This window comes from Deltaproteobacteria bacterium HGW-Deltaproteobacteria-4 (assembly GCA_002841765.1).
In the GTDB taxonomy this organism is placed as follows: domain Bacteria; phylum Desulfobacterota; class Desulfuromonadia; order Desulfuromonadales; family UBA2197; genus UBA2197.
On sequence record PHAV01000008.1, the window covers coordinates 57,238 to 83,885 of the forward strand.

At 54.7% G+C, this 26,648-nt stretch carries 23 protein-coding genes, 2 tRNA genes, 1 pseudogene and 1 riboswitch; of the genes and pseudogenes, 2 read left to right on the plus strand and 24 right to left on the minus strand.

Annotation, left to right across the window (positions count from 1 at the left end; translation table 11 throughout):
* Window positions 1-11 precede the first annotated feature (11 nt).
* From CVU69_06885 to hrcA, 22 genes and pseudogenes are all read right to left on the minus strand, one after another.
* Window positions 12-271: pseudogene (locus CVU69_06885) on the minus strand (hypothetical protein).
* Window positions 219-1,319, minus strand: coding sequence for a hypothetical protein (locus CVU69_06890; GenBank protein PKN12502.1), 1,101 nt, complete (start codon window positions 1,317-1,319; stop codon window positions 219-221). Before CVU69_06890 ends, CVU69_06885 begins: the two are co-directional and overlap by 53 nt.
* A gap of 54 nt (window positions 1,320-1,373) precedes the next feature.
* On the minus strand, window positions 1,374-2,291 hold the full coding sequence (locus tag CVU69_06895; protein ID PKN12503.1) for an NAD-dependent dehydratase: 918 nt from the start codon (window positions 2,289-2,291) through the stop codon (window positions 1,374-1,376).
* Window positions 2,292-2,383: 92 nt separating this feature from the next.
* Window positions 2,384-3,724 carry a lipopolysaccharide biosynthesis protein RfbH gene (locus CVU69_06900; protein ID PKN12504.1) on the minus strand — a complete coding sequence of 447 codons (1,341 nt, stop codon included), beginning with the start codon at window positions 3,722-3,724 and terminating at the stop codon, window positions 2,384-2,386.
* Window positions 3,721-4,812, minus strand: coding sequence for a CDP-glucose 4,6-dehydratase (rfbG, locus tag CVU69_06905; protein PKN12505.1), 1,092 nt, complete (start codon window positions 4,810-4,812; stop codon window positions 3,721-3,723). Before rfbG ends, CVU69_06900 begins: the two co-directional genes overlap by 4 nt.
* Window positions 4,809-5,585 (minus strand): glucose-1-phosphate cytidylyltransferase, encoded by a 777-nt coding sequence (gene rfbF, locus CVU69_06910; protein PKN12506.1) that lies wholly within the window; start codon window positions 5,583-5,585, stop codon window positions 4,809-4,811. The genes rfbG and rfbF overlap by 4 nt, the downstream gene beginning before the upstream one ends.
* Window positions 5,586-5,686: 101 nt before the next feature.
* Window positions 5,687-6,235 carry a dTDP-4-dehydrorhamnose 3,5-epimerase gene (gene rfbC, locus CVU69_06915; protein ID PKN12507.1) on the minus strand — a complete coding sequence of 183 codons (549 nt, stop codon included), beginning with the start codon at window positions 6,233-6,235 and terminating at the stop codon, window positions 5,687-5,689.
* Window positions 6,232-7,119 carry a glucose-1-phosphate thymidylyltransferase gene (rfbA, locus tag CVU69_06920; GenBank protein ID PKN12508.1) on the minus strand — a complete coding sequence of 296 codons (888 nt, stop codon included), beginning with the start codon at window positions 7,117-7,119 and terminating at the stop codon, window positions 6,232-6,234. Before rfbA ends, rfbC begins: the two co-directional genes overlap by 4 nt.
* Window positions 7,113-8,012 carry a dTDP-4-dehydrorhamnose reductase gene (gene rfbD / locus CVU69_06925; protein PKN12509.1) on the minus strand — a complete coding sequence of 300 codons (900 nt, stop codon included), beginning with the start codon at window positions 8,010-8,012 and terminating at the stop codon, window positions 7,113-7,115. The genes rfbA and rfbD overlap by 7 nt, the downstream gene beginning before the upstream one ends.
* 1 nt (window position 8,013) lies before the next feature.
* Window positions 8,014-9,069, minus strand: coding sequence for a dTDP-glucose 4,6-dehydratase (rfbB, locus tag CVU69_06930; protein ID PKN12510.1), 1,056 nt, complete (start codon window positions 9,067-9,069; stop codon window positions 8,014-8,016).
* A 133-nt stretch (window positions 9,070-9,202) separates the two neighbouring features.
* On the minus strand, window positions 9,203-9,991 hold the full coding sequence (locus CVU69_06935) for a hypothetical protein (GenBank protein PKN12511.1): 789 nt from the start codon (window positions 9,989-9,991) through the stop codon (window positions 9,203-9,205).
* A gap of 2 nt (window positions 9,992-9,993) precedes the next feature.
* The gene (locus tag CVU69_06940; protein ID PKN12512.1) at window positions 9,994-11,853 is read right to left on the minus strand and encodes an adenylyl-sulfate kinase; all 1,860 of its coding nucleotides are present in this window, start codon (window positions 11,851-11,853) and stop codon (window positions 9,994-9,996) included.
* The gene (locus CVU69_06945; GenBank protein PKN12513.1) at window positions 11,853-12,758 is read right to left on the minus strand and encodes a sulfate adenylyltransferase subunit CysD; all 906 of its coding nucleotides are present in this window, start codon (window positions 12,756-12,758) and stop codon (window positions 11,853-11,855) included. Before CVU69_06945 ends, CVU69_06940 begins: the two co-directional genes overlap by 1 nt.
* A 233-nt stretch (window positions 12,759-12,991) precedes the next feature.
* Window positions 12,992-13,068 (minus strand) — tRNA-Glu (locus CVU69_06950).
* A 13-nt stretch (window positions 13,069-13,081) separates the two neighbouring features.
* Window positions 13,082-13,157, minus strand: a tRNA-Lys gene (locus tag CVU69_06955).
* A 65-nt stretch (window positions 13,158-13,222) separates the two neighbouring features.
* Complete coding sequence (locus tag CVU69_06960) at window positions 13,223-14,515, minus strand: adenylosuccinate synthase (GenBank protein ID PKN12514.1); 1,293 nt, start codon at window positions 14,513-14,515, stop codon at window positions 13,223-13,225.
* 180 nt (window positions 14,516-14,695) lie between these two features.
* The gene (gene hisZ / locus CVU69_06965) at window positions 14,696-15,982 is read right to left on the minus strand and encodes an ATP phosphoribosyltransferase regulatory subunit (protein PKN12515.1); all 1,287 of its coding nucleotides are present in this window, start codon (window positions 15,980-15,982) and stop codon (window positions 14,696-14,698) included.
* 94 nt (window positions 15,983-16,076) lie between these two features.
* Window positions 16,077-17,870: a hypothetical protein gene (locus CVU69_06970; GenBank protein ID PKN12516.1), complete on the minus strand. Its 1,794-nt coding sequence runs from the start codon at window positions 17,868-17,870 to the stop codon at window positions 16,077-16,079.
* A 15-nt stretch (window positions 17,871-17,885) separates the two neighbouring features.
* Window positions 17,886-19,001 (minus strand): molecular chaperone DnaJ, encoded by a 1,116-nt coding sequence (dnaJ, locus tag CVU69_06975; protein PKN12517.1) that lies wholly within the window; start codon window positions 18,999-19,001, stop codon window positions 17,886-17,888.
* Window positions 19,002-19,082: 81 nt separating this feature from the next.
* Window positions 19,083-20,981 carry a molecular chaperone DnaK gene (locus CVU69_06980; GenBank protein ID PKN12518.1) on the minus strand — a complete coding sequence of 633 codons (1,899 nt, stop codon included), beginning with the start codon at window positions 20,979-20,981 and terminating at the stop codon, window positions 19,083-19,085.
* A 52-nt stretch (window positions 20,982-21,033) separates the two neighbouring features.
* Window positions 21,034-21,723, minus strand: coding sequence for a nucleotide exchange factor GrpE (locus CVU69_06985; protein PKN12519.1), 690 nt, complete (start codon window positions 21,721-21,723; stop codon window positions 21,034-21,036).
* A complete protein-coding gene (gene hrcA, locus CVU69_06990) occupies window positions 21,650-22,693 on the minus strand; it encodes a heat-inducible transcription repressor HrcA (GenBank protein PKN12520.1) in 1,044 nt (347 codons plus the stop codon). Before hrcA ends, CVU69_06985 begins: the two co-directional genes overlap by 74 nt.
* Window positions 22,694-23,073: 380 nt before the next feature.
* Here hrcA and CVU69_06995 point away from each other — a divergent pair, with 380 nt between their 5' ends.
* On the plus strand, window positions 23,074-23,571 hold the full coding sequence (locus tag CVU69_06995) for a hypothetical protein (protein PKN12521.1): 498 nt from the start codon (window positions 23,074-23,076) through the stop codon (window positions 23,569-23,571).
* Window positions 23,572-23,640: 69 nt separating this feature from the next.
* Here the strand turns inward: CVU69_06995 and CVU69_07000 are convergent, their stop codons facing one another.
* Complete coding sequence (locus tag CVU69_07000; protein PKN12522.1) at window positions 23,641-24,600, minus strand: hypothetical protein; 960 nt, start codon at window positions 24,598-24,600, stop codon at window positions 23,641-23,643.
* Window position 24,601: 1 nt separating this feature from the next.
* Window positions 24,602-24,689: riboswitch (cyclic di-GMP riboswitch) on the minus strand.
* Window positions 24,690-25,003: 314 nt separating this feature from the next.
* On the opposite strand from CVU69_07000, the gene CVU69_07005 reads away from it, so the two are divergent.
* Window positions 25,004-25,981, plus strand: a complete 978-nt coding sequence (locus tag CVU69_07005) for a calcium/sodium antiporter (GenBank protein ID PKN12523.1) — start codon at window positions 25,004-25,006, stop codon at window positions 25,979-25,981.
* Here the strand turns inward: CVU69_07005 and CVU69_07010 are convergent.
* Window positions 25,965-26,198: a hypothetical protein gene (locus CVU69_07010; GenBank protein PKN12524.1), complete on the minus strand. Its 234-nt coding sequence runs from the start codon at window positions 26,196-26,198 to the stop codon at window positions 25,965-25,967. The two genes, CVU69_07005 and CVU69_07010, sit on opposite strands and share 17 nt — an antisense overlap.
* Between the last annotated feature and the right edge of the window lie 450 nt (window positions 26,199-26,648).

Consider the following 26,648-nt stretch of genomic DNA (forward strand, 5'->3'; position numbering starts at 1 on the left):
CAGACCTTCACTTACTGATTTATTTCAAAATTATACTTTTTAACCACTTTTTCCTGGCACCAAAGGCAATCGAATACGCCGGAACATCTCTATTTACTACCGAATTGGCACCGATTATTGAGTCCTCTCCGATTGTGACGGCTGCCAAAATAGTAACGAATTCACCTTGCCATACATTGTCGCCAATAACGACTTTATCATTGGAACTCAAACTTCTTCTACTTGGCATCTCTAGTCGATTGGTCAGAAATATAAAATCCCTTATCCTCATCAAATAAAATTTTCTTCTTTACAAATATTTTTTCGTAATTTTTAATTAAGTTATTTGCAATTTTTTTCCATAATTTTGCAAAAGGCAAAGGTAATTTTATTATCGGTACTGTAACTAACCAAAAAACAATATTATTCTTATTTATTGGGTATAATAGTTTAAAATAATCATCCTCTGAAAAACTTCCAGAACTTTTTTTATGTTTTATAATAAAAATTGGCAGAAAATCACACAGCATTTTCTTCTTAAATCTATTAACTACATTATGTGACAATCCTTTTTCCCCGAAATAATCTAGAGCATTAAACAAATTAGCACAAAATACATTGCATATAGAATATCCACCTGTATTTTCTGATTTTGCAGCAATACAATAATCTTTAATATAAATATTTTTTCCAGCATTCATAATCGCTGACATATACCAATAAAATTGAATTATTTCAGACTTAATCAATTTATCATAGTTAATATTATTGTCTATATATTTTTTGTTTACTATATTTCCAGAAATAAATGTCATCATATAATTTATATCATCAATGAAATAATTTTTATTTGTATAAATTTTCGCATAATTATTGTTTGCTGATTTTCTATTTTTCTGGATTACATCATATTTTTCATAAAACGGATAGCTATTCAAATAAACAACTCCATAGTCATCGTCTGAAATGTAATTAAATATTTTATCTAATGAACCTGGCAATAAAACATCATCATCCCCTATCATTAAAAAATATTTAGCAATTGATTTTTCAAGGCACTGTAAAAAATTTCTATCCATACCTATATTTTTTTCATTTTTTATATATATTATCTTATTTCCTGATTTAATATATTTTTCTACTACTTCACTAGTATTATCATCAGAACAATTATCAGATACAATTATTTCTACGATATTTGAATATTTATTTGTTTCTTTACAAATATTTTCAAGGCATAGATCTAAATAATTTGCCCTATTATACGTTGGTATAGCAATAGTTAGTAATTTTTCCACTTGCGACCACCTTTTTAAAAATATTTTTTTATATAATTTGATTAAAAATTCCTAAATAATACTTTGAAATAAAAATCTGACTTTTTTGAACTTTTTTTATTTGTATTTATCCCTTTCTCCATAAACTACAAGCTGCTTCATTCCTTCTTCAGATCCTATCTTCGGCACCCACCCAGGCAAAACAGCCCCACAACTCCAAGGGACCATGACTTCACGAAGACGATACGGTCTCCCCCCCCATTCAATCGGCAACGACTTTCCAATCAAACGTCCGTACGTTTCAACAAGCACTTTAAGTGGAATTGCATTATTTGAAGAAACCCCAAAACTTTCATGTTCTTTTACAACTCCGCTTTGTAATCGTTCTGCTGCGGCAACAAACGCTTGAACCACATCATCAATGTGAACAAGATCGATCAATTGCTCGCCAAAAGACATGGCCAGGGAGATTCCCTCTTTAGCCGCTTTATCGAGAAGCTGGAAAAGTTTTGGGCGGGGGTCGTTTGGCCCGTAGGTGTCAAACAGCTTGAGTGTTATTGCAGCAACACCTTTCGCCTCAACGTAATACTGTAAAATATCTTCAAAAGCCTGCTTAGTGGCGGCATACAGATTTACAGGGGAATAGGACTTGTTTTCGTAGTGTTGCCAGGATGTTCCAGTGTTGACGATCTTTGTCGCCCCTTGACTGGCCATTGCTTCCAGCAGTTGCGTGCCAAAGAGGACATTGCTGACGATCAATCTCTCAATGTCTTTCGAAATCTGTTCCGAAAGAACAAGCGACGCGAGGTGAAAAACTACATCGGGTTTCACTCCCTCCAGGATTGTATTCATGCAGTCCGTGCTTCCATCATGGACATGAATGGCAACGTGACCTTTGATATCATCCAGCAGGGTGTAATTATCATTGGGGATAGCAATAATATGGACACCCCATCCCTCCTGAACAAGCCGTCGACATAGGTTCGAACCGACAAACCCGGTGCCTCCGGTTATTAACGCGGTCTTTTCACTCATCCGTTCTGCTGGCTCCAGGTAAAAGGTGAATAAAAATCGTCAAAGGCCTTGAATCCGGCATCCAGGGATTAGAGTTTCAACCTTATTAAATATCACCTGCAAATGGCCTCGATTTCTTTTAGCATATAACCGATCATCGCTTCAGTCATCCCCGGGTAGACTCCGATCCAGAAAGTATCGTTCATAATTTGGTCAGTGACTTTCAAATCGCCAACGACCCGGTACCCTTCTCCACTCTTTCTCATCTCGTCAAAACAGGGATGCTTGATCAGATTGCCGGCAAAGAGCATGCGGGTCTGAATCCCCTTGCGTTCGAGATGATTGACCACCTTGTCCCGGTTCAGCCCCGTTCCGGGACGCACCGTCAGCAAGAAGCCAAACCAGGAAGGGTCAGAATTCTCCGTTGCTTCGGGGAGGACGAACTTGTCTTCCAAACCGGCCAAACCGGCACGCAACAGCTTCCAGTTCTTCTGACGCGCCTCAATAAAACCAGGAAGTTTTTCCAACTGCGCGCAGCCAATCGCGGCCTGCATATCGGTTACCTTCAAATTGTACCCGAAATGCGAATAAACATACTTATGATCGTAGCCGAAAGGGAGTTCGCCAAACTGCTGCCCGAAACGGTTGCCGCAGGTATTATCTTTACCTGACGGGCACCAGCAATCGCGGCCCCAGTCGCGAAACGATTCCACCAAACGATTTAACTGGCTGTCATCAGTGTAGACCGCCCCCCCTTCGCCCATGGTCATATGATGGGGAGGATAAAAACTCGACGTGCCGATGTGGCCGATGGTGCCGGTGTATTTCCAGACGCCGTTGTGAAGATAGCGCGAACCCAGGGCATCGCAGTTATCTTCGATCAGCCACAAGTTGTGCTTGTCGCAGAAAGATTTCACTGCCGACAGATCGAAAGGGTTGCCCAGGGTGTGGGCCACCATGACCGCCTTGGTCTTTTCAGAAAGCGCTGCATCGAGTTGCGAGACATCGATGTTGTAGGTCGGCAAGGAAACATCGACAAAGACGGGCACGGCGCCGTACTGGATGATGGGTGCAACGGTCGTCGGGAATGCGGCGGCGACAGAAATAACCTCATCACCGGGCTTGATGCGGCGGGCTCCCAGTTTGGGAGAAGTCAACCCCATGAAGGCGAGAAGATTGGCGGACGATCCGGAGTTGGTGAGGGAGCAGTGCTGGACGCCAAGAAACTGGGCAAATTCCTGTTCGAACTTTTCCGCATAGCGACCGGTGGTCAACCAGAAATCGAGGGACGAATCGATAAGATTGGTTATTTCAGCTTCGTCGAAAACACGTCCGGCATAGGGGATGCGATCACCCGTGGTAAACGTCTTTTTCTGATTATGCGCATGCTGATAGTAGACGATGGCTGCCGCTATTGCCTCTTTGCGTAATTGGACTTCGACTTCGTTCTTCACAACGACTCCTGTGACAGGTTTTCATAAGAGGTAATCTGCTCTAAACAACACCGGCGGATATCACCATCAGCAGAATAGACTTTCACCCAGTGCAATATCGAAATTAGTGTCGTGCTTAAATCCCAGCGCGGCTGCCAGTCAAGTCGCATTTTCGCCTTGGAACAGTCGAGCTTGAGATAATGAGCTTCGTGGGGATGATCACCACTATCAATCTCGTAGCGTGCACCGTTGCCATGAAGATCGCACATCCGTTGGACGATCCACTCCACCGGTTTGGCGTCATCGTCGGTCGGGCCAAAGTTCCACCCTTCGCCGTAATCTGCCCCTTGCTCATAGAGACATTGCGCCAGCCGCAGATATCCGGAAAGAGGTTCAAGAACATGCTGCCAAGGACGAATCGCGTGCGGGTTGCGGATGCGTACTGCTTCGTTTGCCAACAGGGAACGAATGATATCGGGAATCAGCCGGTCAGCAGCCCAATCGCCGCCGCCGATGACGTTCCCCGCTCGCGCCGTGGCCAGCGCGACACCGTGGCTCGAATAATCCTGCGCATTAAAAAAGGATTGGCGATAAGCCGCCGAGACTAACTCCGCACAGCCCTTGCTGCTGGAGTAAGGATCGTAACCGCCCATCGCCTCATTTTCGCGGTATCCCCAGACCCACTCGCGATTTTCGTAGCATTTGTCGGTGGTGACGTTGACCACCGCCCGGACTGATGGGCACTGTCGCACGGCTTCGAGGAGGTGGACGGTCCCCATGACATTTGTGGCGTAGGTTTCCACCGGAATCTTATAAGAATCACGCACCAAAGGCTGGGCCGCCAAATGGATGATGATTTCCGGTTCCGACGTGATTAACTCTTGACGCAGCCGCTCGCTGTCACGGATGTCAGCAATCACCAAACGCGCCAGCAACGATTCGACCCCGGCCAGCGCAAAGAGGCTCGGCTCGGTCGGCGGAGCAAGAGCATAACCGGTCACGCTTGCACCAAGGTGATGCAGCCACAGACAAAGCCACGAACCCTTGAAACCGGTATGACCGGTGACAAAGACTCTTTTTCCCCTCCAGAAATTTGCCGCGGCCGTCATGCCCAAACCTTCCAAGGCGCTTTGCCACTTTTCCAAAGATCTTCCAGGTGGTTTTTGTCGCGTAGCGTATCCATCGGTTGCCAAAACCCGGAATGCTTATAGGCGACGAGTTCGCCGGCGGTCGCCAGGCGCTCCAGCGGCTCCCGCTCGAGGATGGTGCTGTCGCCGTCAATCACATCAAAGACTTCTGACTGCATTACGAAGAAACCACCATTGATCCAGGACCCATCACCTCTGGGCTTTTCCTGAAACCCTTTTACCAGATTGTCTTGCGACAGGTCTAAAGCCCCAAAACGCCCCGAAGGTTGAACGGAAGTGACTGTGGCTAATTTTCCATGCTTTTGGTGGGATGCGACCAACGCGTTGATGTCCACATCCCCGACGCCATCGCCATAGGTCAGCAGGAAGGGTTCGTTGCCAATATAGCGTTGAACTCGTTTGATACGACCACCCGTCATCGTCTCCGTTCCGGTATCAACCAGCGTCACCTTCCACGGTTCGGCAGAGTGGGAATGGATCATGCGCTCATTGCCGTTACGGAAATCGAAGGTCACATCGGATTCATGCAGGTAATAGTGAGCGAAATATTCTTTAATGCTGTAGCCCTTGTAACCCAGACAAATGACAAAATCATTGAAGCCATAATGAGAATAGATCTTCATGATATGCCAAAGAATCGGCTGATCACCGATTGCAATCATCGGCTTCGGCTTGAGATGCGATTCTTCACTGATACGGGTTCCGTAACCACCAGCTAAAATAACGACTTTCATATATTCTCCATTCCTCTGTGCTGAGTCGAGGCGGGTTGAAATTTTCCACAGGAAAACTCACGACATCGATCGGCGGAGGATAGAAACTAAAAAATACCTCCCTACCTGTCAGAGCATCCCAGTTCACAAAAAAGTGAAGCAGCAGCATCTTTAGCTGCCAGAAGGGGTGGCGCTATGAGGGGCCACTCAATGCCAAGATCCGGATCACTCCACAGAATGCTCCTCTCGTGCTGCGGCGCATAATATTCAGTGGTTTTGTATAGAAAATCCGCCGAATCAGACAACACGAGAAAACCATGGGCAAGACCGGGCGGTATCCACATCTGCCGTTTGTTTTCGGCGGAAAGGGTTTCCCCCACCCATTGGCCAAAGGTCGGCGAGTCGCGACGGATATCGACGGCAACGTCAAAGACTTCGCCTTGCGTGCAACGCACCAGCTTCCCCTGCGGCTGCTCGACCTGATAATGGAGGCCGCGCAGCACACCGCGCGCCGAGCGGGAGTGATTATCCTGGACAAATTGCGCAGTGACTCCGGTGGCTTCGCGAAAAACTTTCTCGTTATAGCTTTCGAAGAAAAAGCCGCGACTGTCGCCGAAGACCTTCGGTTCGAGAATAAGGACATCGGGGATGGCGGTTGGGATGACATTCATATTATTTCACCAACACTCTCACCCAAAACCCGCTCAAGGTACTCGCGGTAGCTCGATTTTGGTGTCGCAGCGACGATTTCGGCAAACCTTTTTTGATCGACAAACCCTTTGCGCAAAGCGATCTCTTCGAGGCAGGCGATCTTCAACCCCTGGCGTTGTTCCAGAGTACCGATGAAGTGGCTCGCTTCGAGAAGACTCTGGTGAGTACCGGTATCGAGCCAGGCGATGCCGCGGCCGAGACATTCGACGGTGAGCTGGCCACGGCGCAGATATTCAAGGTTGACATCGGTTATCTCCAATTCACCGCGTAAAGACGGCTTCATGTTGCGGGTAATCTCCACCACCTGTCCATCATAGAGATAAAGGCCGGGGACGGCGAAGTGCGACTTGGGATGAGCCGGTTTTTCTTCGATGGAGAGGACCTGGCCGGCCTTGTCGAACTCGACGACGCCATAGCGCTCGGGATCGGTGACCGGATAGCCGAAGACCATGGCGCCGCGGCTGAATTCGGCCATGATGCGGTCGATCCCCATCTTGCCGTAAAAGATATTATCGCCGAGGATCAGACAGACCGGATCACCGGCAATAAACTCCTCGCCGACCAGAAAGGCCTGGGCGATCCCCTTCGGTTCGGCCTGGACCGCATAGGAAAGGCGGATACCGAAGCGGCTGCCGTCCCCGAGCAACTCCTGAAAACGTGGGGTGTCGTGCGGAGTCGAGATGATGAGAATATCGTTGATCCCCGCCAGCATCAGCGTCGAGAGCGGATAGTAGATCATCGGCTTATCATAGACCGGCTGCAACTGTTTGCTCGCGACTAACGTCAATGGATAAAGACGGCTGCCGGCACCGCCGGCGAGAACGATCCCTTTTTTTATCATAATGGTAACTCCTCTTTACTTCGCTCATCTAAATATAAATTCAAGCTCTCCTGCCAGTCCGGTATGAGCGCTCCGGTTCGCCGGAGATATTTCTCTTTGGCAAAGACGGAATAGGCCGGTCTGGTCGCCGGGAGAGGGTAATCCGATGTCATGATCGGCACCACCCTTTTGACCTTGCACGGAACTCCCAATATCCTAGCTTGGTTGATGATCTCTTCGGCAAAACCATGCCACGATGTTTCCCCGAGATTACTGAAATGATAAAGGCCATAATTTTTCGAGGAAGCAGGAAGCGCAAGGAGATAAAAGATCCCTTGAGCCAAATCACCGGTGTAGGTCGGTGAGCCGATCTGGTCGGCGACAACGCGCAGCTCGTCGCGCTCGGCGGCAAGGCGAAGCATGGTCTCAACGAAATTCTTGCCGCCGGGGCCGTAGAGCCAGCTGGTACGCAGGATGAAGTAGCGGGACAGGCCGCTCGCGATAATGGCGGCTTCGCCGGCAAGTTTGGAGCGGCCGTAGGCGGAGAGGGGGCCGGTCGGATCGCTCTCGGTGTATGGACTCCCCTTGTCGCCGCTAAAGACGTAGTCGGTGGAGATATGTACCAGGATTGCGCCGACCGCTTGTGCCGCCTCAGCCAGAAAGCCGGGGCCAACGCCGTTGACGCGAGTCGCCAGCTCTTCCTGGCTTTCGCAGCCGTCGACATTGGTAAAAGCGGCGCAGTTGACGATCACAGCCGGCTGCAGACGGACAATCTCGTCCAGCACCTGCGGGCTGTTAGTCAGATCAAAATCGGGAAGATCGTAATTGCTGACTTCATAGTCGAACGGCGCCAACTCACGAACCTTACGGGCGAGCATACCATTCGCACCTATCAGGGCGAGACGCTTTACCGCCATCCTAATGAGTCCCGTACTGCTGCTGGTAGTAATCACGATAGACGCCGCTGGTGATCTCCTCTACCCAGTCGCGATGTTCCAGATACCAGTCGAGGGTCTGGTCGATCCCCTGTTCGAAGGTCAGTGACGGTTCCCAGCCAAGCTCGTTACGAATTTTGCTGGCATCGATGGCATAACGACGGTCGTGACCGGGGCGATCGGTGACGAAGCGGATCAGGGAACGACGGGGTTGACCCTCCGGCAATAGCCCGACCTTGGCGTCAAGGAGGTCACAGATGGTGTGGACCACTTCAAGATTCTGCTTCTCGTTATTGCCGCCGATATTGTAGGTCTCACCGACCCTGCCGGCTTGCAGGACGCGCAGAATGGCGGCGCAGTGATCGACGACGTAGAGCCAGTCGCGGACATTGGTGCCGTCGCCGTAGACCGGCAACTCCTTGCCGTGCAGGGCGTTACTGAGGATGAGCGGGATCAACTTCTCGGGGAAATGGTAGGGCCCGTAGTTGTTGGAGCAGTTGGTGATCAGGGTCGGCAGGCCATAGGTGTGATGGTAGGCGCTGACCAGATGGTCAGAGGAGGCTTTGCTCGCCGAGTAGGGGGAGCGGGGGTCGTAGGGGGTGGTTTCGGTGAAAAAGCCGGTGTCACCGAGGGAGCCGTAGACTTCGTCGGTGGAGACATGGAGGAAGCGAACGTCACTACGCCCCAGCCAGGCTTTTCTGGCCCCTTCGAGGAGGGTGAAGGTGCCGACGATATTGGTGTGAATGAACTCGGCAGGACCGGTGATGCTACGGTCGACGTGCGACTCGGCAGCAAAGTGAACAACCGTATCGATCTCCTCGGCGGCAAAGAGCTCGCTGATCAGGGCGCTATCACAAATATCCCCTTTGACGAAACGGTAACGGGGATCCGCCTCGACATCGCTCAGATTGCGCGGATTTCCGGCATAGGTGAGCTTGTCAAGATTAACCAACCGGCAGTCACCGAGTTGCTGCAACGCCAGCCGCACGAAGTTCGAACCGATGAAACCGCAGCCGCCGCTCACCAATATCTTTTTCATTATTAGCCCCGATCCTCCTGAACAGTAGTCAACTTCACAAAATACCAAACTATTTTTATAGTCGTTCACCACTAAAATTACAACAAAAACTGGTTGGCTAGCAGGTTAACTGCCCAATTAATCACAATAGTAACTACCTCGCCGTCAACCACAGTTTCATCCCAATCGCCAAAAGGACCACCGCCAGCGTGGTCCGCAGGAGTCCATGCGGCAGCCGGGCAGAGAGCATGGCACCGACGATCACGCCGGGAATCGAACCGCAGAGCAGATTGGCTAAAAGGAGAAAATTGACATTGCCGATCAACAGGTGCCCGAGGCCAGCAAAGATGGCGAGCGGGATGGCGTGGACGATATCCGTCGCCACCAAGCGGGGCGGAGTTAGGCGGAGAGGGTAAAGGTAGGCCATGAATACGGCCCCTAAGGCGCCTGCCCCGACAGAGGTCAAAGTCACCAAAACGCCAAGAAGGGCACCGGCCAGCACCGTCAGAGGCGCTTGCAGCGATTTGAAGTGGGCGGCATCGGTGATGCGAAAGCGCGTACCGAAACGATGCAGGCGCTTTTGCAGCAGCAATCCTCCGGCGGTGAGGATGACGGCAATAGCTATCACCTCTTTAATCGATTGAAAACCCTGCGCGTGGACCGCGCTCATCTTCATAAAGATCAAGGTAGCCGCTACAGCGGGGAGACTCCCTAGCCACAGACGCTTGACTACCTGCCAGTCGATGAGCCCGTGCCCGTGATGGATCCGCGTCGCCGCCAGCTTGGTGATCGCGGCAAACCATAAGTCCGTCCCGACCGCCGCCGCCGGAGCGATGCCGAAGACCAGAAGGAGGATCGGCGTCATCAGCGCGCCGCCGCCGACGCCGGTCAAGCCGACCGTCAGGCCGGTCACGGCACCAGCGAGTACTTGTGCCCAATCCATAACTATCCCAGTCTTTCGAGAATCTGCTGCATGCTGAGATCTGCTGACAGTTCACTGCTGAGGAGATGAATTTCCGGATTTTCCGGCGCTTCATAGCTGCTGTCAATGCCGGTGAAGTTCTGCAATTCGCCCCGGCGCGCCTTGGCGTAGAGCCCCTTGGGATCGCGACGTTCGCATTCCTCCAGCGGCGTATCAACGAAGACTTCGATAAACTCTCCTTCGGCAAAGAGCTCCCGCGCCATCCGTCGCTCTGCCCGGTAAGGAGAGATGAAGGAGACGAGGACGATGAGCCCAGCATCGACCATAAGCTTGGCGACTTCGGCGATGCGACGGATATTCTCGACGCGGTCGGCTTCAGTGAAACCGAGATCGCGATTGAGCCCATGGCGGACATTGTCACCATCGAGAAGATAAGTATGCCGCCCTTCGGAAAGGAGGCACTTTTCGAGAAGGTTAGCGATCGTCGATTTCCCTGAGCCGGAGAGACCGGTAAACCAGATGCAGGAAGGCTGCTGATGCTTGATCGCAGCCCGCGCTTCTTGATTTACTTCGAGGGATTGCCAGTGAATATTTGTTGCCCGGCGCAGGGCAAAATCGATCATACCGGCACCGACGGTTTCGTGCGTGAATTTGTCGATCAGAATCAATCCGCCGAGGATGCGGTTCTGGCTGTAAGGCTCAAAGGCCACCGCTTGACTGAGACTGAGATTAACGACGGCAATTTCATTGAGTGCCAAAGTTTTGGCGGCAAGGTGGGCACCACTGTTGACGTCTTCACGGTACTTGATCGTCGTCACTGTCGCTGTCACCTCCTTGGTATGCATCTTGAGGAGGTAAGGGCGCCCCGCCACCAGCGACTGCTCGGACATCCAGAGGAGGCGCACCTCAAACTGGTCGGAGACCTGCGGCGGATTAACGGCTGCGACGATCATATCGCCGCGGCTGACATCGACTTCGTCGCTGAGGGTCAGAGTGACTGACTCACCGGCCCCGGCCCGTTCCAGACTTCCCGATTTGACGACAATCTCCTTGACGCGACTCGTCACCCCGGAAGGGAGGATACGTACGGCATCGCCAGGCCGGACCACCCCTTGGGCGATGCGGCCGCAAAAACCGCGAAAGTCGAGATTGGGGCGATTGACCCACTGCACCGGCAAACGGAAATCTCCGGTCATGGCACTGGCAACGCTGGCAACATCGACGCGATCAAGATAGTCCATAAGGCTCGGGCCGTCATACCAGGGGGTCTGCGGGCTCGACGTCATGATATTGTCGCCGTCAAGCGCACTCAAGGGGATGGCCTGCACAACGGTAAAGCCGAAACTTTTGGCAAATTCGTGAAACTCGGCGACGATCCCGGCAAAGACCTCCGGGTCGAACGCCACCAGATCCATCTTGTTGACGGCGAGGACCACCTGACGGATCCCCATCATCGCCACAATGCGGCTGTGGCGGCGAGTCTGGGTCAGCACCCCCTTGCGGGCATCAATAAGAATGATCGCCAAATCAGCAGTCGAAGCGCCGGTCGCCATATTGCGGGTGTACTGTTCGTGACCGGGGGTATCGGCGACGATAAAGCGGCGCTTATCGGTGGCAAAGAAGCGATAAGCGACGTCAATAGTGATCCCCTGCTCGCGCTCGGCTTGCAAACCGTCGACCAGCAGGGCAAAATCGATCTTCTCCCCCTGAGTGCCGAACTGCCGAGAATCACTTGCCAATGCGGTCATCTGATCATCGAAGATCGACTTCGATTCGTGCAACAGGCGGCCGATCAGGGTCGACTTGCCGTCGTCGACGCTGCCGCAGGTGATGAAACGCAGGGTCGGCCGGATCGCGCTATTCTCGGAAATTTCAGTGCCCATCAGAAATACCCCTCTTGCTTTTTCTTCTCCATCGAACCGGGCTGATCCGAATCGATTAAGCGCCCCTGCCGTTCCGAATCGCGGGCACACATGGTCTCGGCGATGACTTCCGCCAACGTCGTTGCGTTGCTCTCCATCGCTCCGGTCAGGGGGTAACAACCGAGCGTGCGAAAACGGACACAGCGCATCTCCGGCACTTCACCGGGTTCAAGAGGGAGGCGTTCGTCATCGACAAGAATCCAAGTGCCGTTCCGCATGACCACCGGCCGTTCCTTGGCAAAGTAAAGGGGGACGATAGGGATCTCTTCCGTTTCGATGTACTGCCAGATATCCTGCTCCGTCCAATTGGAGAGGGGGAAGACGCGCAGGCTCTCCTCTTTGCGAATGTGGGTATTGTACAGGTTCCAGAGCTCAGGGCGCTGCTTCTTGGGATCCCAGCGATGACCGGGTGAGCGGAAGGAGAAGATCCGCTCCTTGGCCCGCGACTTCTCTTCATCACGGCGGGCGCCGCCGAAAATAACATCGAAGTTGTAATGATCGAGGGCCTGCTTCAAGGCTTCGGTCTTCATGACATCGGTGTAGTAGGAAGAGCCGTGCGTAAAGGGGGTGATGCCGGCGGCCTTCCCTTCGGCGTTGGTATAGGTCAACAGCGTCATCCCTGCTTCCGCGACCATACGTTCGCGGTGGATGTACATCTCACGGAATTTCCAGGTGGTATCGACATGCAACAGGGGAAAGGGCGGCGGCGCCGGATAAAAAGCCTTCTGCGCCAGATGGAGCATGACAGAGGAATCTTTGCCGATGGAGTAGAGCATGACCGGGTGTTTTGCCCCGGCCACCGCCTCGCGGATGATTTCAATACTCTCGGCTTCGAGCTGGTTGAAGTTCATGGCATCCCTTTGCATGAATCTGCTGTGTAAATAAGTTACTAATCTCCTCACCGGAGAACAAATCATTTACAGGGATGAAAGGGGTACAGAGAATAAAGTCAAAATGTTTTTTTGACTCAAAACAAAGTACGAATACTCTTATCGATAAAGGTTTTATCCCCTTCATCCCCTTGATCCCTGTTAAATATGCCCGGTCGTGGCACCAAAGACAAAAAGCCCCCTGCCGAGGAGGCAAGAGGGCTGATTTTTGGCGTCCCCAAGGGGATTCGAACCCCTGTTACCGACGTGAAAGGCCGATGTCCTGGGCCGGCTAGACGATGGGGACAGTAATTTTAAAATGGTGAGCCGGGCGGGGGTCGAACCCACGACCATCTGATTAAAAGTCAGATGCTCTACCGACTGAGCTACCGGCTCACAAGAGAGGCTGTTATAAGGGAAGCTTCTTCGATTGTCAACGAAAAAAATCTTCACATCAAACTTTAGCAAAAAGGATTAGCAAGCTGAATAGTCTGGTCGCGACGCGGGCCGACCGAGACCAGAACCACCGGGCAGCCGGTCAACTCCACCAGCTTGTCGAGATAATCGCGGGCGCTCTGCGGCAGGGCGTCATAGGTCTTGATCTCGGAGATGTCCCCCTTCCAGCCGGGAAAGGAGGTATAAACCGGCACACACTCCGCCAGGACTTCCGGATCGCGCGGGAACTCGCTCAGTTCCTTCCCGCCGTAAGCGTAGGAGGTACAGACCTTGATCTCTTCAAGATCGTTGAGGACGTCAAGCTTGGTAATCGCCAGACCGGTCATGCCGTTACCGCGCACCGCTTCACGCAGGGCGACCGCATCGAACCAGCCGGTGCGACGCGGCCGACCGGTGGTGGCGCCGAATTCGCTGCCGACGCGGCGCAGCTCCTCGCCCATGGCATCATTGAGCTCGGTCGGGAAGGGGCCTTCACCGACGCGGGTGCAATAGGCTTTGGAGATGCCGATGACCGCATCGATAAAACGCGGCCCGACGCCAGTACCGGTACAGGCGCCGCCGGCCATCGTCGATGAGGAGGTGACATAGGGATAGGTGCCGTGATCGACATCGAGGAGGCTCCCCTGCGCCCCTTCAAAGAGAATATTCTGTTTCTGCTCAATCGCATCATTAAGGATTGCCGAGGAACAGCCGAGGTATTTTTCAAGCTCGCGGGCATAAACCGTATATTCGGCGATAATAGCCGCTTCGTCGAGGGGCGGCTGACCCAGAAATTTTTCGAGGAGGAAGTTCTTCTCGGGGAGAACTTCCCGGACTTTGGCGGCAAAGGTCTCGGGCTTGACGAGATCGCGTAAACGGATGCCGCGACGGCCGATCTTGTCTTCATAGGTCGGGCCGATACCGCGCCCGGTGGTGCCGATTTTGCGCTCGGTCTTGGAACTTTCCCGGGCGATGTCAATGGCTTTATGATACGGCATGATGACGTGAATATTGCCGTCGACCACCAACTGGTTGTCGTCCTTCATATAGCCCTTGGCCTTGAGCTTGACGATCTCTTCAAGGAAGACCTTGGGATCGAGGACAACGCCGTTGCCAATCACACAGCGCTTGCCGGTATGAAGAATGCCGGAAGGGATGAGGTGGAGAACCGTCTTTTCATTGCCGACCACCAGAGTATGCCCGGCGTTGTTCCCCCCTTGGTAGCGGACCACAGCGTTGGCATGCTCGGTATAGATGTCAACGACCTTGCCCTTCCCTTCATCGCCCCACTGGGCTCCTACAATAACGACATTCGCCATGAGCTCTTCTCCGGTAATGGTTGATCCCTACTCAAAAGTGCCAAGGAGGGGGGATTAATTCCAATAAACTTTCAGGCTGACCTTACCACCCCTAACCCCTCCTTGAATAAGGAGGGGGATTACAAGCTTTAAGCTCCCCTCCTTTGTTAAGGAGGGGCTGGGGGTGGTCGATTTTAATCTCTATAGCGCGACATCACCATCAAGGATCGCCTGCAACGGAATCGTGCGTTCGTGCCCGTCATCCACCCAGATCACCCGCACCTCCGGTTGTTGTGCGTCAACCACCAGCACATGACGAAAAGACATGCGCTTCGCATAAGCAATCGATTCTTCCAGGCTGCGGGGGATGATGTCCCGGGCCGCAGAATAACCCCGTTCGCGCAGAGCCTGCGCAATCTTCTGCGCCGCCTGCTTATCGGCGCCACTCTGGAAAAGGAGGACATCGGTGGTCTGCTCGGCCGCGTGCTCGAGAACAAGATCAAGGGCAGAGAGGAGATTCAGGAGATCGAAAGCAAAACCGGTGGCAGCGGCAGGATAGCCGTAGCGGGCGGTGAGATGATCGTAACGCCCCCCCTGACAGACCGCGCGGCCGAGACCGGGGAGAAAGCCCTGAAAGGTGATGCCGCTGTGATAATCGAGGCCGCGCAGTTCGCCGAGGTCGAAGGTCACATATTCTTCAAGACCATAGGTCTCAAGAACGGCCAGAACCTGACGGAGGTTGACGAGCGCTTGACAGGAACGTTCATTATGCACCGTCGCCGCTGCTTTTTCCAGGACTTCGCGGCCGCCAAAGAGGCGCGGCAGCACCAGCACTTCTTCACGCACAGTCGCCGGCAGGGTCAGGGTATCAAGGAGACGGGTCAGACCGGTCACCTCTTTGCGGGCAATCAGCGCCTGCAGAGCGCGCAGATCAGGCTCGGGGAGATCGAGTTGGGCCATGACGCCGCGATAAAATTCGACCTGACCGACATCAATGGTAAAGGTCGTGGCACCAAAAGCCTTGAGGGACTCGATGGCCATGGCGATCATCTCGGCATCAGCCTCGGGACTTTGCAGACCGATAAGCTCAACTCCGGCCTGAAAGATTTCGCGATCCTTGCCCGACTGCTGCTCGGCATGGCGCAGCACCCGGCCACTGTAACAGAGGCGTAGCGGCAGCGGCATTTCGTGCATCCGTGTTGCCACGATCCGCGCCACCTGCGGGGTCATATCCGGAGAGAAGGCGATGAGCTTGCCATCCTGACGATCGTCAAAACGGAAAGTTTTGTCGCGCAGACCGTGCCCCATGCCGCGCTCGAGAACATCAAGATATTCAAGACTGGGAGGGACGACCGGGCGGAAACCCCAGCGGCGGAAAAGTTCAAGGGCCGTCTCGGCGAGGAAGGCAATTTTAGCGGCTTTGGCCGGCAGAAAATCCTTGACGCCACGGGGGAGAAGGGGCTCGCTAGTGATCTCGGGAAGGGTCATGAACGAATAATCCGCTCTGATTCAGGCTTGGTTGACAAGGGTGACAGCCTAGCAACAGCGGCAAGAGCTGTCAAGAAGAACTATTTCATAAAGACTATTCGGCCGCAATCAAAGCGCCGTCCTGGATACGCAGCAGTACCGGCTTTTTCATACCATCGCCCAGGGGATCGAAGGCCAAGTCACCGCTGACGGCGGGAAAATTCTTCACCTGCGCCAAGGCACTGCGCAGTTCGCTACGACTACGGATCTTCCCCCCTTCGAGGAGGGCGATAAGAAGGCGGGCGAGGTCATAACCCTGGGCTTCGAGAATGCTCGGTTCTTCCCCGTAGCGCTCGCCATAACGCGCCACAAAATCGCGAACGCGGGGCTGGTCGCTCCCCGCATAAAAGCCGACGGTAAAGATAGCGCCATCGACATAACGAGCGGAGCGTTCCAGCAGTTCAGGGCTATTCCAAGCGCTGGTCCCGAGGAGTTGAATATTTTCAACACCGTAATACGCCAGATAGGAAGCGATCAGGGCGACGCGTTCGCCAACGTCGGGGATAAAGAGGACATCAAACGGGAGAGGTGCGCTACGCACCACCAATCGGCTCGACTCCTTGCTGTTAGTGTCGGGGATGGCAGGATTCTCCCCCTTGAGCAGCTTGATGGGTGTGCGGAAATCACTGTCCCTATCGCTGTAACTCTGCCGGGCGACCACCGTCCCGCCATGGCGACGGACAGCCTGACTAAAGAGATCGGCAAACTCCTGACCAAGACGATTGTCCGGAGCGAGGACAGCAAAACGCTTGCGCTTGCTGCCGGCGCTGGCGTAACGAACCAGGGTTTCGACCTGTTGGTGACTGGTGAGGGCCGTGCGGAAGACGTAATCGCCGATCTCCGGCACCCCCTCCTTCTGCGCCAAAGTCAGCAGGGGAATCTGTAACCTTTCCGCCTCGGCACCAGCGGCAACCGCGGCGCCGCCGGTCAAAGGGCCGATAATCGCCATCACCCGCTCTTCATGGACGAGCGCGGCGACAGCGCGACGATTTTCTTCCGGATCGCTGCCGGCGTCACGCACCACAAAGGCAATCGGCTGCGCCTGGGGAGGGCGTTCAGCCAGAGCCATGTCGATTCCCCGCTGCACCGCCTCGCCAAAGGAAGCGAATCTGTCCTGCAAGGGAAGGATGACACCGACAGCGCGCCGCAGCCACACCCCCCCTTCGAGCGTATCGCGCATCTGCAAGGCTTCGTTGCGCCGGCAAAAAGGGAGACTCCCGTTCAGCGCTTCGCCAAGAAACTGGCGCGCCATGACTGTTTCACCTGCTTGCAAAGCGCGACGGGCTCGCTCCGTTTGCAGGTCGTAGCGGAGCGCAGTCGGCCCTGAGCGCCCGGCGAAGCTGCGAAGTTCGTCCGCACTGGCGCCCTGCAGTAACCCTTGTTCCTGATGACAAAGTTCTTCCCGCTCTGCCCCGACCGCCAGCGGCAGAGATTGTGCGATCACCGTCAAAGCGTTGAATTTTTCCCCCTGCCCCTTCATCCCCTGGAGCAAAGCCTGCCATCGCTCCACGCGCTCCGGGGCTTCGAGAGTGCTTGGATCGATCACTAAAAGGGTGGCGATCCCTTCCTTGACTGCCTGGCCGAGGGCAATCTGCGTTGCCACTACCCCGACGGTATCACCCGGCAACTGCTCGGCCGGCGGAATCCGTTCGAGCAGGAGGAGGGCCGCGTCCTTCTGTCCCTCACTGAGACAGATTTTTGCAATGCGGCGCAGCTCGGCACTTGCCACCGTTGCCACACTGCTTTGCGCCGCACCCTCAGCACAAAGGGATGTCGCCTGCCCTGATGCCGGGAGAAAAAGAGCGCACCCCAAGGCGAGACCTGCGAGGAAAAGACGCAGTGAGAGCATCAAAGATTTCTCCTTTTAATCGAACATCTTCTTGACCTTGTCAAAGAAGCTCTTTTCCGAGGGACAAAGGCTCTCGCCCCCTTCACGGGAGAACTCCTCAAGCAACTCCCGCTGCCGGGAGGTTAACTTGGTCGGGGTCTCGACGCGCAGCACGACGAGTTGATCGCCCCGCCCATAGCCCTGCAGACTGGGGAAACCCTTGCCCGTGAGTTTCAACGTCTTGCCTGACTGGGTACCGGCCGGGACTTTCATCCTCACCTTGCCATCGAGGGTCGGCACCTCCAGTTCGCAACCGAGGGTCGCCTGCGGAAAGGAGATCGGCACTTCACAGATAACGTTCTGCCCTTGCCGCTCGAAGATGGCATGGGGCTTAACCTCAATGACGACATACAGGTCACCGGGGGGGCCGCCCTGCACGCCACTCTCCCCTTCGCCGCTGAGTTTGAGGCGGCTGCCGGTCTCGACGCCGGCGGGAATCTTCAGCGACAGGGTGTGGGTGGCGCGCACCCGACCGGTGCCCCGGCAATCGGGACAGGGCGATTCGATAATTTTACCGGTGCCGCGACATTCATGGCAGGGCCGGGCCATGGTGAAGAAACCCTGCTGGAAGCGAACCTGGCCGCTGCCGCGACAGGTGTTGCAGGTCTTGGCGCTCGTCCCTTTTTTGGCTCCGGAGCCGCTACAGGTTCCACAGCTCTCCTGCCGCGGGATCTGCAGCTTGGTTTCGGTGCCAAAAGCCGCTTCGTCAAAGGTGACTTTGAGGTTGTAGCGAAGATCATCACCACGCTGACCGCGCTGATTACTACTCCGTCCGCGCTGGCCGCCACCGCCGAAGATATCCCCGAAAATATCACCAAAAATATCTTCAAACCCGGCGCCGCCGCTGTAACCGCCCCCTTGGGACTCGACACCGGCATGACCATACTGATCGTAGGCGGCCCGTTTCTGAGCGTCAGAGAGAACGGAATAGGCTTCCGTCAGCTCCTTGAACTTGTCTTCCGCCGCCTTATCCCCCGGGTTTTTATCCGGATGGTACTTGATCGCCAGCTTGCGGTAAGCCTTTTTAATCTCGGTCTCGCTGGCGTTTTTGTTCACCTCGAGAATTTCGTAATAATCGCGTTTTTCTGCCAAAGGAGGGGTCCTCTTCTCGTTCTATGGAATGCAAACAGGGGCGCAGCAGGCTGCGCCCCTCAGCGTCATAAGATTTTCTGCTTACTTCTTATCTTTATCGACTTCTTCGTATTCGGCTTCCACGACCTTCTCGTCGCCGCCCTCGGCCTCTGGCTCGGCGCCGGCGCTCTGCGCCTGCTCCTGCGCATACATCGCTTCAGCGAGTTTGTGCGCCGACTGCGCCAGGGCTTCGCTCTTGCTCTTGATCGCTTCGGCGTCTTCGCCTTCCATGGCGGTCTTCACTTCGGCAATCGCCGCTTCAATCGCTGCCCGGGTCGCTTCATCGACCTTGTCGCCATGCTCTTTCAGCGCCTTCTCCGTCGAATAGACCAGGCCGTCGGCATGGTTGCGCGCCTCGATCACTTCCCGCTTTTTGCGGTCCTCGTCGGCATGCGCCTCGGCGTCGCGCACCATCTTTTCGACTTCTTCCTTGGACAGCCCCGAGGAAGAAGTAATACGGATCGACTGCTCCTTGCCGGTGCCGAGATCCTTGGCCCCGACATGGACGATACCATTGGCATCGATATCGAAGGTGACCTCGATCTGCGGAACCCCACGCGGCGCCGGAACGATGCCGCTCAGCTCAAAGTTGCCGAGAGTTTTGTTGTCACGTGCAAACTCGCGCTCTCCCTGGAGGACATGCACTGAGACTGCCGGCTGATTATCCGAGGCGGTCGAGAAGACCTGGCTCTTCTTGCAAGGGATGGTGGTATTCTTCTCAATCAGCTTGGTCAGAACCCCGCCGAGGGTCTCGATGCCAAGGGAGAGGGGGGTGACGTCGAGGAGGAGAACATCCTTGACATCGCCGCGCAAGACGCCGCCCTGAATCGCCGCGCCGATAGCGACGACTTCATCCGGATTGACCCCCTTGCTCGGAGCTTTACCGAAGATTTCCTGCACGCGTTTCTGCACGGCCGGCATACGGGTCATGCCGCCGACGAGGATGACTTCATCGATCTCGGAGGCAGTGAGCCCGGCATCTTTCAGGGCGATCTTGCAGGGCTCGACGAGCTGGTCGAGGAGGCCGGCACAGATACTTTCGAGTTTGGCCCGGGTCAATTTGACGAGCAAATGCTTCGGACCGGTGGCATCGGCGGTGATAAAGGGGAGATTGACTTCGGTCTCCATCGACGAAGAGAGTTCGCACTTGGCCTTCTCCGCCCCTTCTTTCAAGCGCTGCAGTGCCATCTTGTCGGTGCGCAGATTGATCCCCTGCTCGCGCTTGAACTCGTCGGCAACATAATCGATGATCACCTGGTCAAAGTCTTCGCCACCAAGAAAGGTGTCGCCGTTGGTCGATTTGACCTCGAAGACGCCGTCGCCGAGTTCAAGGATCGAGACGTCAAAGGTGCCGCCACCAAGGTCAAAGACCGCGATCTTCTCTTCCTTCTTCTTATCGAGACCGTAAGCGAGGGCAGCAGCAGTCGGCTCGTTAATGATGCGCAGAACATTGAGACCGGCGATCTTACCGGCATCCTTGGTCGCCTGGCGCTGCGAATCGTTGAAGTAGGCGGGGACGGTGATGACCGCGTCGGTGACGGTCTCGCCAAGGTAATCTTCAGCGGTCTGCTTCATCTTCATCAGGACCATTGCCGAGATCTCCGGCGGGCTGTACTTCTTGCCGCGCACATCGATCCAGGCATCGCCGTTGTCGGCCTTGATGATATGGAAGGGGCTGATCTTGATATCCTTCTGCACCGCTTCGGTATCGTACTTGCGGCCGATCAGCCGCTTGATGGCAAAGAGGGTATTTTCCGGATTGGTGACTGCCTGGCGCTTGGCCTGCTGGCCGACGAGACGTTCGCCGCTTTCGGTAAAGGCGATCATCGACGGGGTGGTTCTTGCCCCTTCGGCATTGGCAATGACGATCGGCTCGCCGCCTTCCATGACGCAGACACACGAGTTGGTGGTGCCGAGGTCGATTCCGATAACTTTAGACATGATTCAATCTCCTTGTTGAGGTAACAGATGCTTTTAAGGGGTTATTTGGATATTATTCTTCGCTCGCTGCCGGCGTTGCCGGGGCTTTGGCGATCAGCACCATTGCCGGGCGCAACAGACGGTCATTGAGCAGGTAGCCTTTTTGCAGGAGTTGGACGACAGTATTCGGCGGCTGATCGGCGCTCTCGATCTGTCCCATCGCTTCATGGCGTGCAGGATCGAAGGACTCGCCGACCGCCTCTATCGCCACGACATTGAACTTCTCCAGCACCTTGCCGAACTGTCCCAGGGTCAACTCTACCCCTTGCAGCAGACCGGTCTCGCCGTCCGTCGCCGTATGCTGCAACGCTCGCTCCAGGTTATCGATGACCGGCAAAAGCTCACGAAGGATAGTCTCGTTCGAAAACTTTAACAGATCTTCCTTCTCGCGCTGTGCCCGCTTGCGATAATTATCAAGATCGGCACGGGCGCGCAGGTAGTGATCGCGATTCTCCAGAGCTTCGGCCTGCGCGGCAGCAAGCTGCTCGGTCAATTCCTGACAGCAGGCCTCGGAGCCAGCACCAGCATCCTCGGCGGCTTCCACTCCTTCCACGGCCGTCTCAGCAGTGGACTCTTCTTCTTTCTTCTCTTTCTTTTTAAACACGCTACTCTCCTGTGTTGGGCGGGATCTATTGATATTCTTCTTCGAGGAGCTGACTGACGATCCGCGCCGTGTAATCGACAATCGGGATAACCTGCCCATAGGGCATGCGGCTCGGGCCGATAACACCCAGGGAGCCGATCGTCCCTTCCCGCGTTTCGTAGGTGGCGGTCACCAGCGAACAGCCGGCAATGGCGCTGTGACTGGTTTCATTGCCGATAAAGATCTGAATGCCGTGCGCCCGGCGACTGCGATCAAGCAGGTCGACGAGTTGACTCTTTTGTTCAAAGACGCGGTAAAGCTGCCGCATCCGTTCAACATCGGCAAACTCGGGCTGATCCAGGATGTTGCTCGTCCCCTCGATATAGACCCGGTCATTTTCATCCTCCCCGGCCAGGGCCTGACCGGAAAGGGCAAGGGCGCGCTGCTGCAGGTCGTCATGCTCGATCTTGGCCTGCGCCATCTCCGCCGCAATCTTTTCGCGCACTGCATCGAGTGGCAAACCGTTCATGACCCGGTTGAGGTAGTTGGTCATCTGCTCCAGCGTCGCTGCCGGCAGGTTGATCCCGGTCTCGATGATCTTGTTCTGCACCTCCCCGGAACGACTGACAAAGATCACCAGCACCCGCCCGGGAGCGAGGGGGACAAAATCGATATGACGAAAGACCGTCGCTTCGACGCGGGGTGCCATCACTATTCCGGCATAACGGGACAACCGGGACAGGGACTTGACAGCTTCACGCAGAACCTCATCAATGCGCCGGTCGCTGGAAACATACTGCCGCTCGATCCGCTCCCGTTCCTCCGCCTTGAGCGGCCGCAGCTGCAACAGGGTATCGACATAAAAGCGATAGCCCTTGTCCGTGGGGATGCGGCCGGCCGAAGCGTGCGGCGACGCTAGATACCCCATCCCCTCGAGATCAGCCATAACATTGCGCACTGTGGCCGGCGAGAGACCCATCTGATGACGACAGCTGACCGACTTCGAGCCAACCGGTTCGGCGGAAGCGATATAATCCTCGACAATAGCTTCCAGGATCTTGCGGCTGCGTTCATTCATCGCGATCGTCATGGCGGGGCTCTTATCCCTTGAAAAACTTAAAAGCCGGAGACGGTGGCTCCAGCCCAAGACTTGGCACTCGACAAGGGTGAGTGCTACGGGGCACAACTTAACAACGGGATTTCCCTTTGTCAAGGGGAGGAATGCAGCATAAAAGTATGGGTACTTTACTGACCAGGAGAGCAAATCCTATGGGTCCGAAACCTTTTGCACCGACCAACCGACCAAGACAGGATACTTGTCATCAAACTAAAGAACATTTATTTATCAGTTGCTTACGAGAACTTGACAAGTTCCCGCGAAGCGTTACAAGTAAAGACGAGCATTGAAAGACAGTCGCCCCTCTCGGGTGTTGGGTGGTCACGCAAACCATCGAAAAAGGAGAAAGATAAATGAGATATATCGTCACAACCACTGCCATGGCCTTCATTGGCTGCCTCTTCACCGCAGGACTGGTATTGGCCGCGGGTATGAGCTCGCAGATGGAAAAAGAGCAGCAGTCCGGTAGCGCCGCTGAAACCATGCAGCCGCACCAGCAGGTAACTGCCCTGAATCTGGACGAAAAAAAGGTCAGTGAACTGCAAAAAGCTTTAAATGAAAAGGGCTTCGCGGTGGGAGCGGTGGACGGCATTATCGGCCCAAGGACCATGGGCGCCATCCGCAACTTCCAGAGTCATGAAGGCTTGACAGCAACGGGTCAGCCTGACCAGCAGACACTCAAGGCTCTTGGTCTCGAAGTAGGACAGCAGGAATTCATGGGAGTGTCGCCGGAATTCGGCGAAGAGAGACAGCAACAGTATCAACCTGAGAGAATGCCAATGAAGCCAATGAAGCCAATGGAGCGGATGGAGCAAGAGCCGCAGAGCCCCGGCGCCACGGAAAACAAATAACCCGGAAACCAGACAGACCACCCATTAAATTTTGCCAGGATGAAATACTCCTGGCTTTTTTCTGTCCAATTACGGCTGAAGATTGGCCAGAGACATCATCTCCCGGTCCGCGAGTATGACCCGGGGGACGATGACCGTCACTCCGACCTCTTGGGCCATCAGGTCCAAATCTTCACGATAATCCTGAAAACCGCTGGCGCCGAGGGGCGGAGCGTAGACCTCTATTCTTTCCGTCTTGAGAAATTTTATCATCTCATCAAGGTGCGTCACTCCGATGGTCAGAATCGCCCGGGGTTGCGCGATATGGCCTTGGCGATACTCAGCATTGATGACGGCGGGAATCTTTTGCAGGATGGCTGCGGAACGACGCTCCTGCAGGTATCCAAGCTCCAGGCCAAAGGGAGCAAGGAAACGGTTGCCACTTTTCAGGTTGGAGAGGAGGAACTCCCTGACATTACGATACAAATCCCTGTCCTCGACCTGGTGCAGGGCAATTCCGTAATTCCTGTGCAGCAGCAGATCAGCATTGATAAAAGTCGATGTATCGGCCAGGGCCTCTTCCAAAGTCGGATCGTCGTGCCGGACGATCGCATCGGGGATTCCCGTCCGCTCCTGCCGGCCGAAGAACCCTTCGGGAAGGAGGAGTTCGACCTGATGTTGCCGGATGAGCCATTCCGCTATCCGGTAAGTCTGGATCTGAGCTGGAACGGTATGGCTGCCATTCTCCCCGGAGGCGGAGCTGCGATGGCTGTTGCCGATGATAAAAAGCTGAATGTTACTCGCGGTATTTTTTTGATAAACGATTTTCCCGAGTTCGCCGGGGAGTCCGGCGGCATCGGCAAATCCGGAGGCCGCCTTCAGGGAGGAGGAAGCTGCCCAGGAAGTTCCGCCCCCCCAAAAGTGGATAGCCAGCAGGACGAAAAGAGTCGAAACGATCATGGAGAGAGGGGAAGTGTTGAGCTTTACGTCGCTATTCGACCCGGAACTGGTCCGGGAGAACTGGAGATTGGTAAAAATGTCAGGTAGCATCTCTGGTAATCCCGCCGCCATGGGGGTACTAACCCTTTAGACCGGTGACTTTGCGCCTCCACCTTTCGATGGATTTGCCTTTTTCAGATTCATATCGGAAGTCTGTTCTTTTCCTTAAACTTCGTATCTAATATGCCCGAAAACTTTCGTGCGAGTCAATGCCCTGTAGAATTATTTCTTATTATTTTTCAGCAACTTATGATTAATAAAAACTCCTCTACGCTGAAATGAATCCAAACTGACCATATTTATTGACTGGATTTTATGTAAATGATTTCAAAATCCGTACGCAACCGGCTACAATATCGCCTTTATCTTTTCCGGGCGGGCTGCTTTTTTTGCCTCCCCTCACCTCTTTTTTTGCTGTCACCCATCCAGGCAGTGAATCACAAAGGTCTCGCTGATGACTCTTTCAATTATCGCTGTTGTATTCGGCCTGGTGTTGCTGGTCTGGGGTGCCGATCGTTTTGTCGAGGGCGCGGCCGTGACCGCCCGCCACTTTGGCATGCCGCCGCTGCTGATCGGCATGGTGATTGTCGGTTTCGGCACCTCGGCACCGGAGATGGTCGTCTCGGCCCTGGCTTCCTGGCAGGGGAATCCCGGCATTGCCCTCGGCAACGCCTACGGCTCGAATGTCACCAACATCGCCTTGATTCTCGGGTTGACCGCTCTGCTCAGTCCCATTGCCGTCCACTCTCAGGTGCTGCGCAAAGAATTGCCAATCCTGATGGCGGTCACCGGTTTTGCTCTCTTTCTGTTGTGGGATCATGAATTGACCCGACTCGATGGCTGGCTGCATCTGCTGGTCTTTGCCGGTCTCATGGTCTGGACCGTCCGCCAGGGACTGCGGCAGCGGACCGATACGCTCGGGGGAGAGATTGAAAAGGAACTGGGAGTTCAGGATATGCCGCTGGGAAGGGCGCTCTTCTGGCTGGGTGCCGGCCTGATACTGCTCATCGTCAGTTCACAGATTCTCGTCTGGGGTGCCGTGAACATTGCCCGGGAACTCGGTGTGAGCGATCTGATCATCGGCCTGACGGTGATCGCGGTGGGAACCTCCCTCCCGGAGTTGGCGTCCTCACTTGTTGCCGTCCGCAAGAAAGAGCATGACATTGCCCTCGGCAACGTCATCGGCTCCAACCTCTTCAACACCCTGGCCGTGGTCGGGATCGCCGGCGTGATTCATCCCTTGAAGGTGGAGCAAGCTGTCTTATCCCGGGATATGACGGTCATGGCAGCGCTGACCATCCTCCTCTTTCTCTTCAGTTATGGCTTTCGCGGACCGGGACGGATCAACCGCCTTGAAGGCGCGGTCCTCCTCTCCTGCTACATCGGCTACACAGCTTATCTGGTGATGACGGTCTTCAGCCAGGCGACCTGAACCCCGACTCTGGCAGCATTGCCAAGATCTCCCGGTGCGCCGGAACGATCCACAGAACAAAGGGGAGGATCCAGTGACCGAGTAGTTCCCACACCAAGCTGTAGATCAGGTGCGGCTGGGAGGCGGTGGATGGCCAGGCAGTCTTCGGCGGCGGAGCACCCCAGATGAGGGTGCTGACAAAATCCATCGCCAGGTAGACGCCGACACCCATGGCCATGACCGAAAGACGACGCTTCCAGGGGAGACCGGGGGTGGCGAGGATCAGGGCGAGCAGGGGGAGGATACGGTAGGAGCTGTCGTAATAAGCGGCGGCACTGGCGGCACCAACGTGTGGACACTCTGAGAGACAGGCGGGGGATTGTTCGGGTGTGATTGATAAGGGGGCTGACGAGAGGTGTGAACTGAACGCAACAAAACCGGCTCAGGGAGGAGTGGCCCTTGCCGGCTTTGTCGTGAAACAAGGAGGAAGAGGAAGTATCTCTGGCCCGCCTGCCACAGCGTGTCTTTGATGGTTCGGACTATACTGCGGCGGGGAAACTTCTGCCACGTGCTCTCACGTAAAAATTCGAAGCCGCATAACCAATGGTAGATTGTGCATTTGGACAGATAGGTTATGCGGGATTCGATTCGGGTGTTGACTGGTGTACGGTCGCCCCTTATTCATCCC

Bases quoted from the DNA above. Each gene is read 5' to 3' on its own strand.
- rfbD (PKN12509.1), bottom strand. From the start codon at position 8,012: ATGGCGGTAAAGCGTCTCGCCCTGATAGGTGCGAATGGTATGCTCGCC.
- hisZ (PKN12515.1), bottom strand. From the start codon at position 15,982: ATGACCCTTCCCGAGATCACTAGCGAGCCCCTTCTCCCCCGTGGCGTC.
- CVU69_06940 (PKN12512.1), bottom strand. From the start codon at position 11,853: ATGGGCACTGAAATTTCCGAGAATAGCGCGATCCGGCCGACCCTGCGT.
- rfbB (PKN12510.1), bottom strand. From the start codon at position 9,069: ATGAAAAAGATATTGGTGAGCGGCGGCTGCGGTTTCATCGGTTCGAAC.
- CVU69_06970 (PKN12516.1), bottom strand. From the start codon at position 17,870: ATGCTCTCACTGCGTCTTTTCCTCGCAGGTCTCGCCTTGGGGTGCGCT.
- CVU69_06980 (PKN12518.1), bottom strand. From the start codon at position 20,981: ATGTCTAAAGTTATCGGAATCGACCTCGGCACCACCAACTCGTGTGTC.
- CVU69_06935 (PKN12511.1), bottom strand. From the start codon at position 9,991: ATGGATTGGGCACAAGTACTCGCTGGTGCCGTGACCGGCCTGACGGTC.
- rfbG (PKN12505.1), bottom strand. From the start codon at position 4,812: ATGACGGCCGCGGCAAATTTCTGGAGGGGAAAAAGAGTCTTTGTCACC.
- rfbF (PKN12506.1), bottom strand. From the start codon at position 5,585: ATGAAAGTCGTTATTTTAGCTGGTGGTTACGGAACCCGTATCAGTGAA.
- CVU69_07005 (PKN12523.1), top strand. From the start codon at position 25,004: ATGACTCTTTCAATTATCGCTGTTGTATTCGGCCTGGTGTTGCTGGTC.
- CVU69_06945 (PKN12513.1), bottom strand. From the start codon at position 12,758: ATGCAAAGGGATGCCATGAACTTCAACCAGCTCGAAGCCGAGAGTATT.
- rfbC (PKN12507.1), bottom strand. From the start codon at position 6,235: ATGAATGTCATCCCAACCGCCATCCCCGATGTCCTTATTCTCGAACCG.
- CVU69_06895 (PKN12503.1), bottom strand. From the start codon at position 2,291: ATGAGTGAAAAGACCGCGTTAATAACCGGAGGCACCGGGTTTGTCGGT.
- CVU69_06995 (PKN12521.1), top strand. From the start codon at position 23,074: ATGAGATATATCGTCACAACCACTGCCATGGCCTTCATTGGCTGCCTC.
- CVU69_06960 (PKN12514.1), bottom strand. From the start codon at position 14,515: ATGGCGAATGTCGTTATTGTAGGAGCCCAGTGGGGCGATGAAGGGAAG.
- CVU69_07000 (PKN12522.1), bottom strand. From the start codon at position 24,600: ATGCTACCTGACATTTTTACCAATCTCCAGTTCTCCCGGACCAGTTCC.
- hrcA (PKN12520.1), bottom strand. From the start codon at position 22,693: ATGACGATCGCGATGAATGAACGCAGCCGCAAGATCCTGGAAGCTATT.
- CVU69_06985 (PKN12519.1), bottom strand. From the start codon at position 21,723: ATGGGCAGGTTATCCCGATTGTCGATTACACGGCGCGGATCGTCAGTC.
- CVU69_07010 (PKN12524.1), bottom strand. From the start codon at position 26,198: ATGGCCATGGGTGTCGGCGTCTACCTGGCGATGGATTTTGTCAGCACC.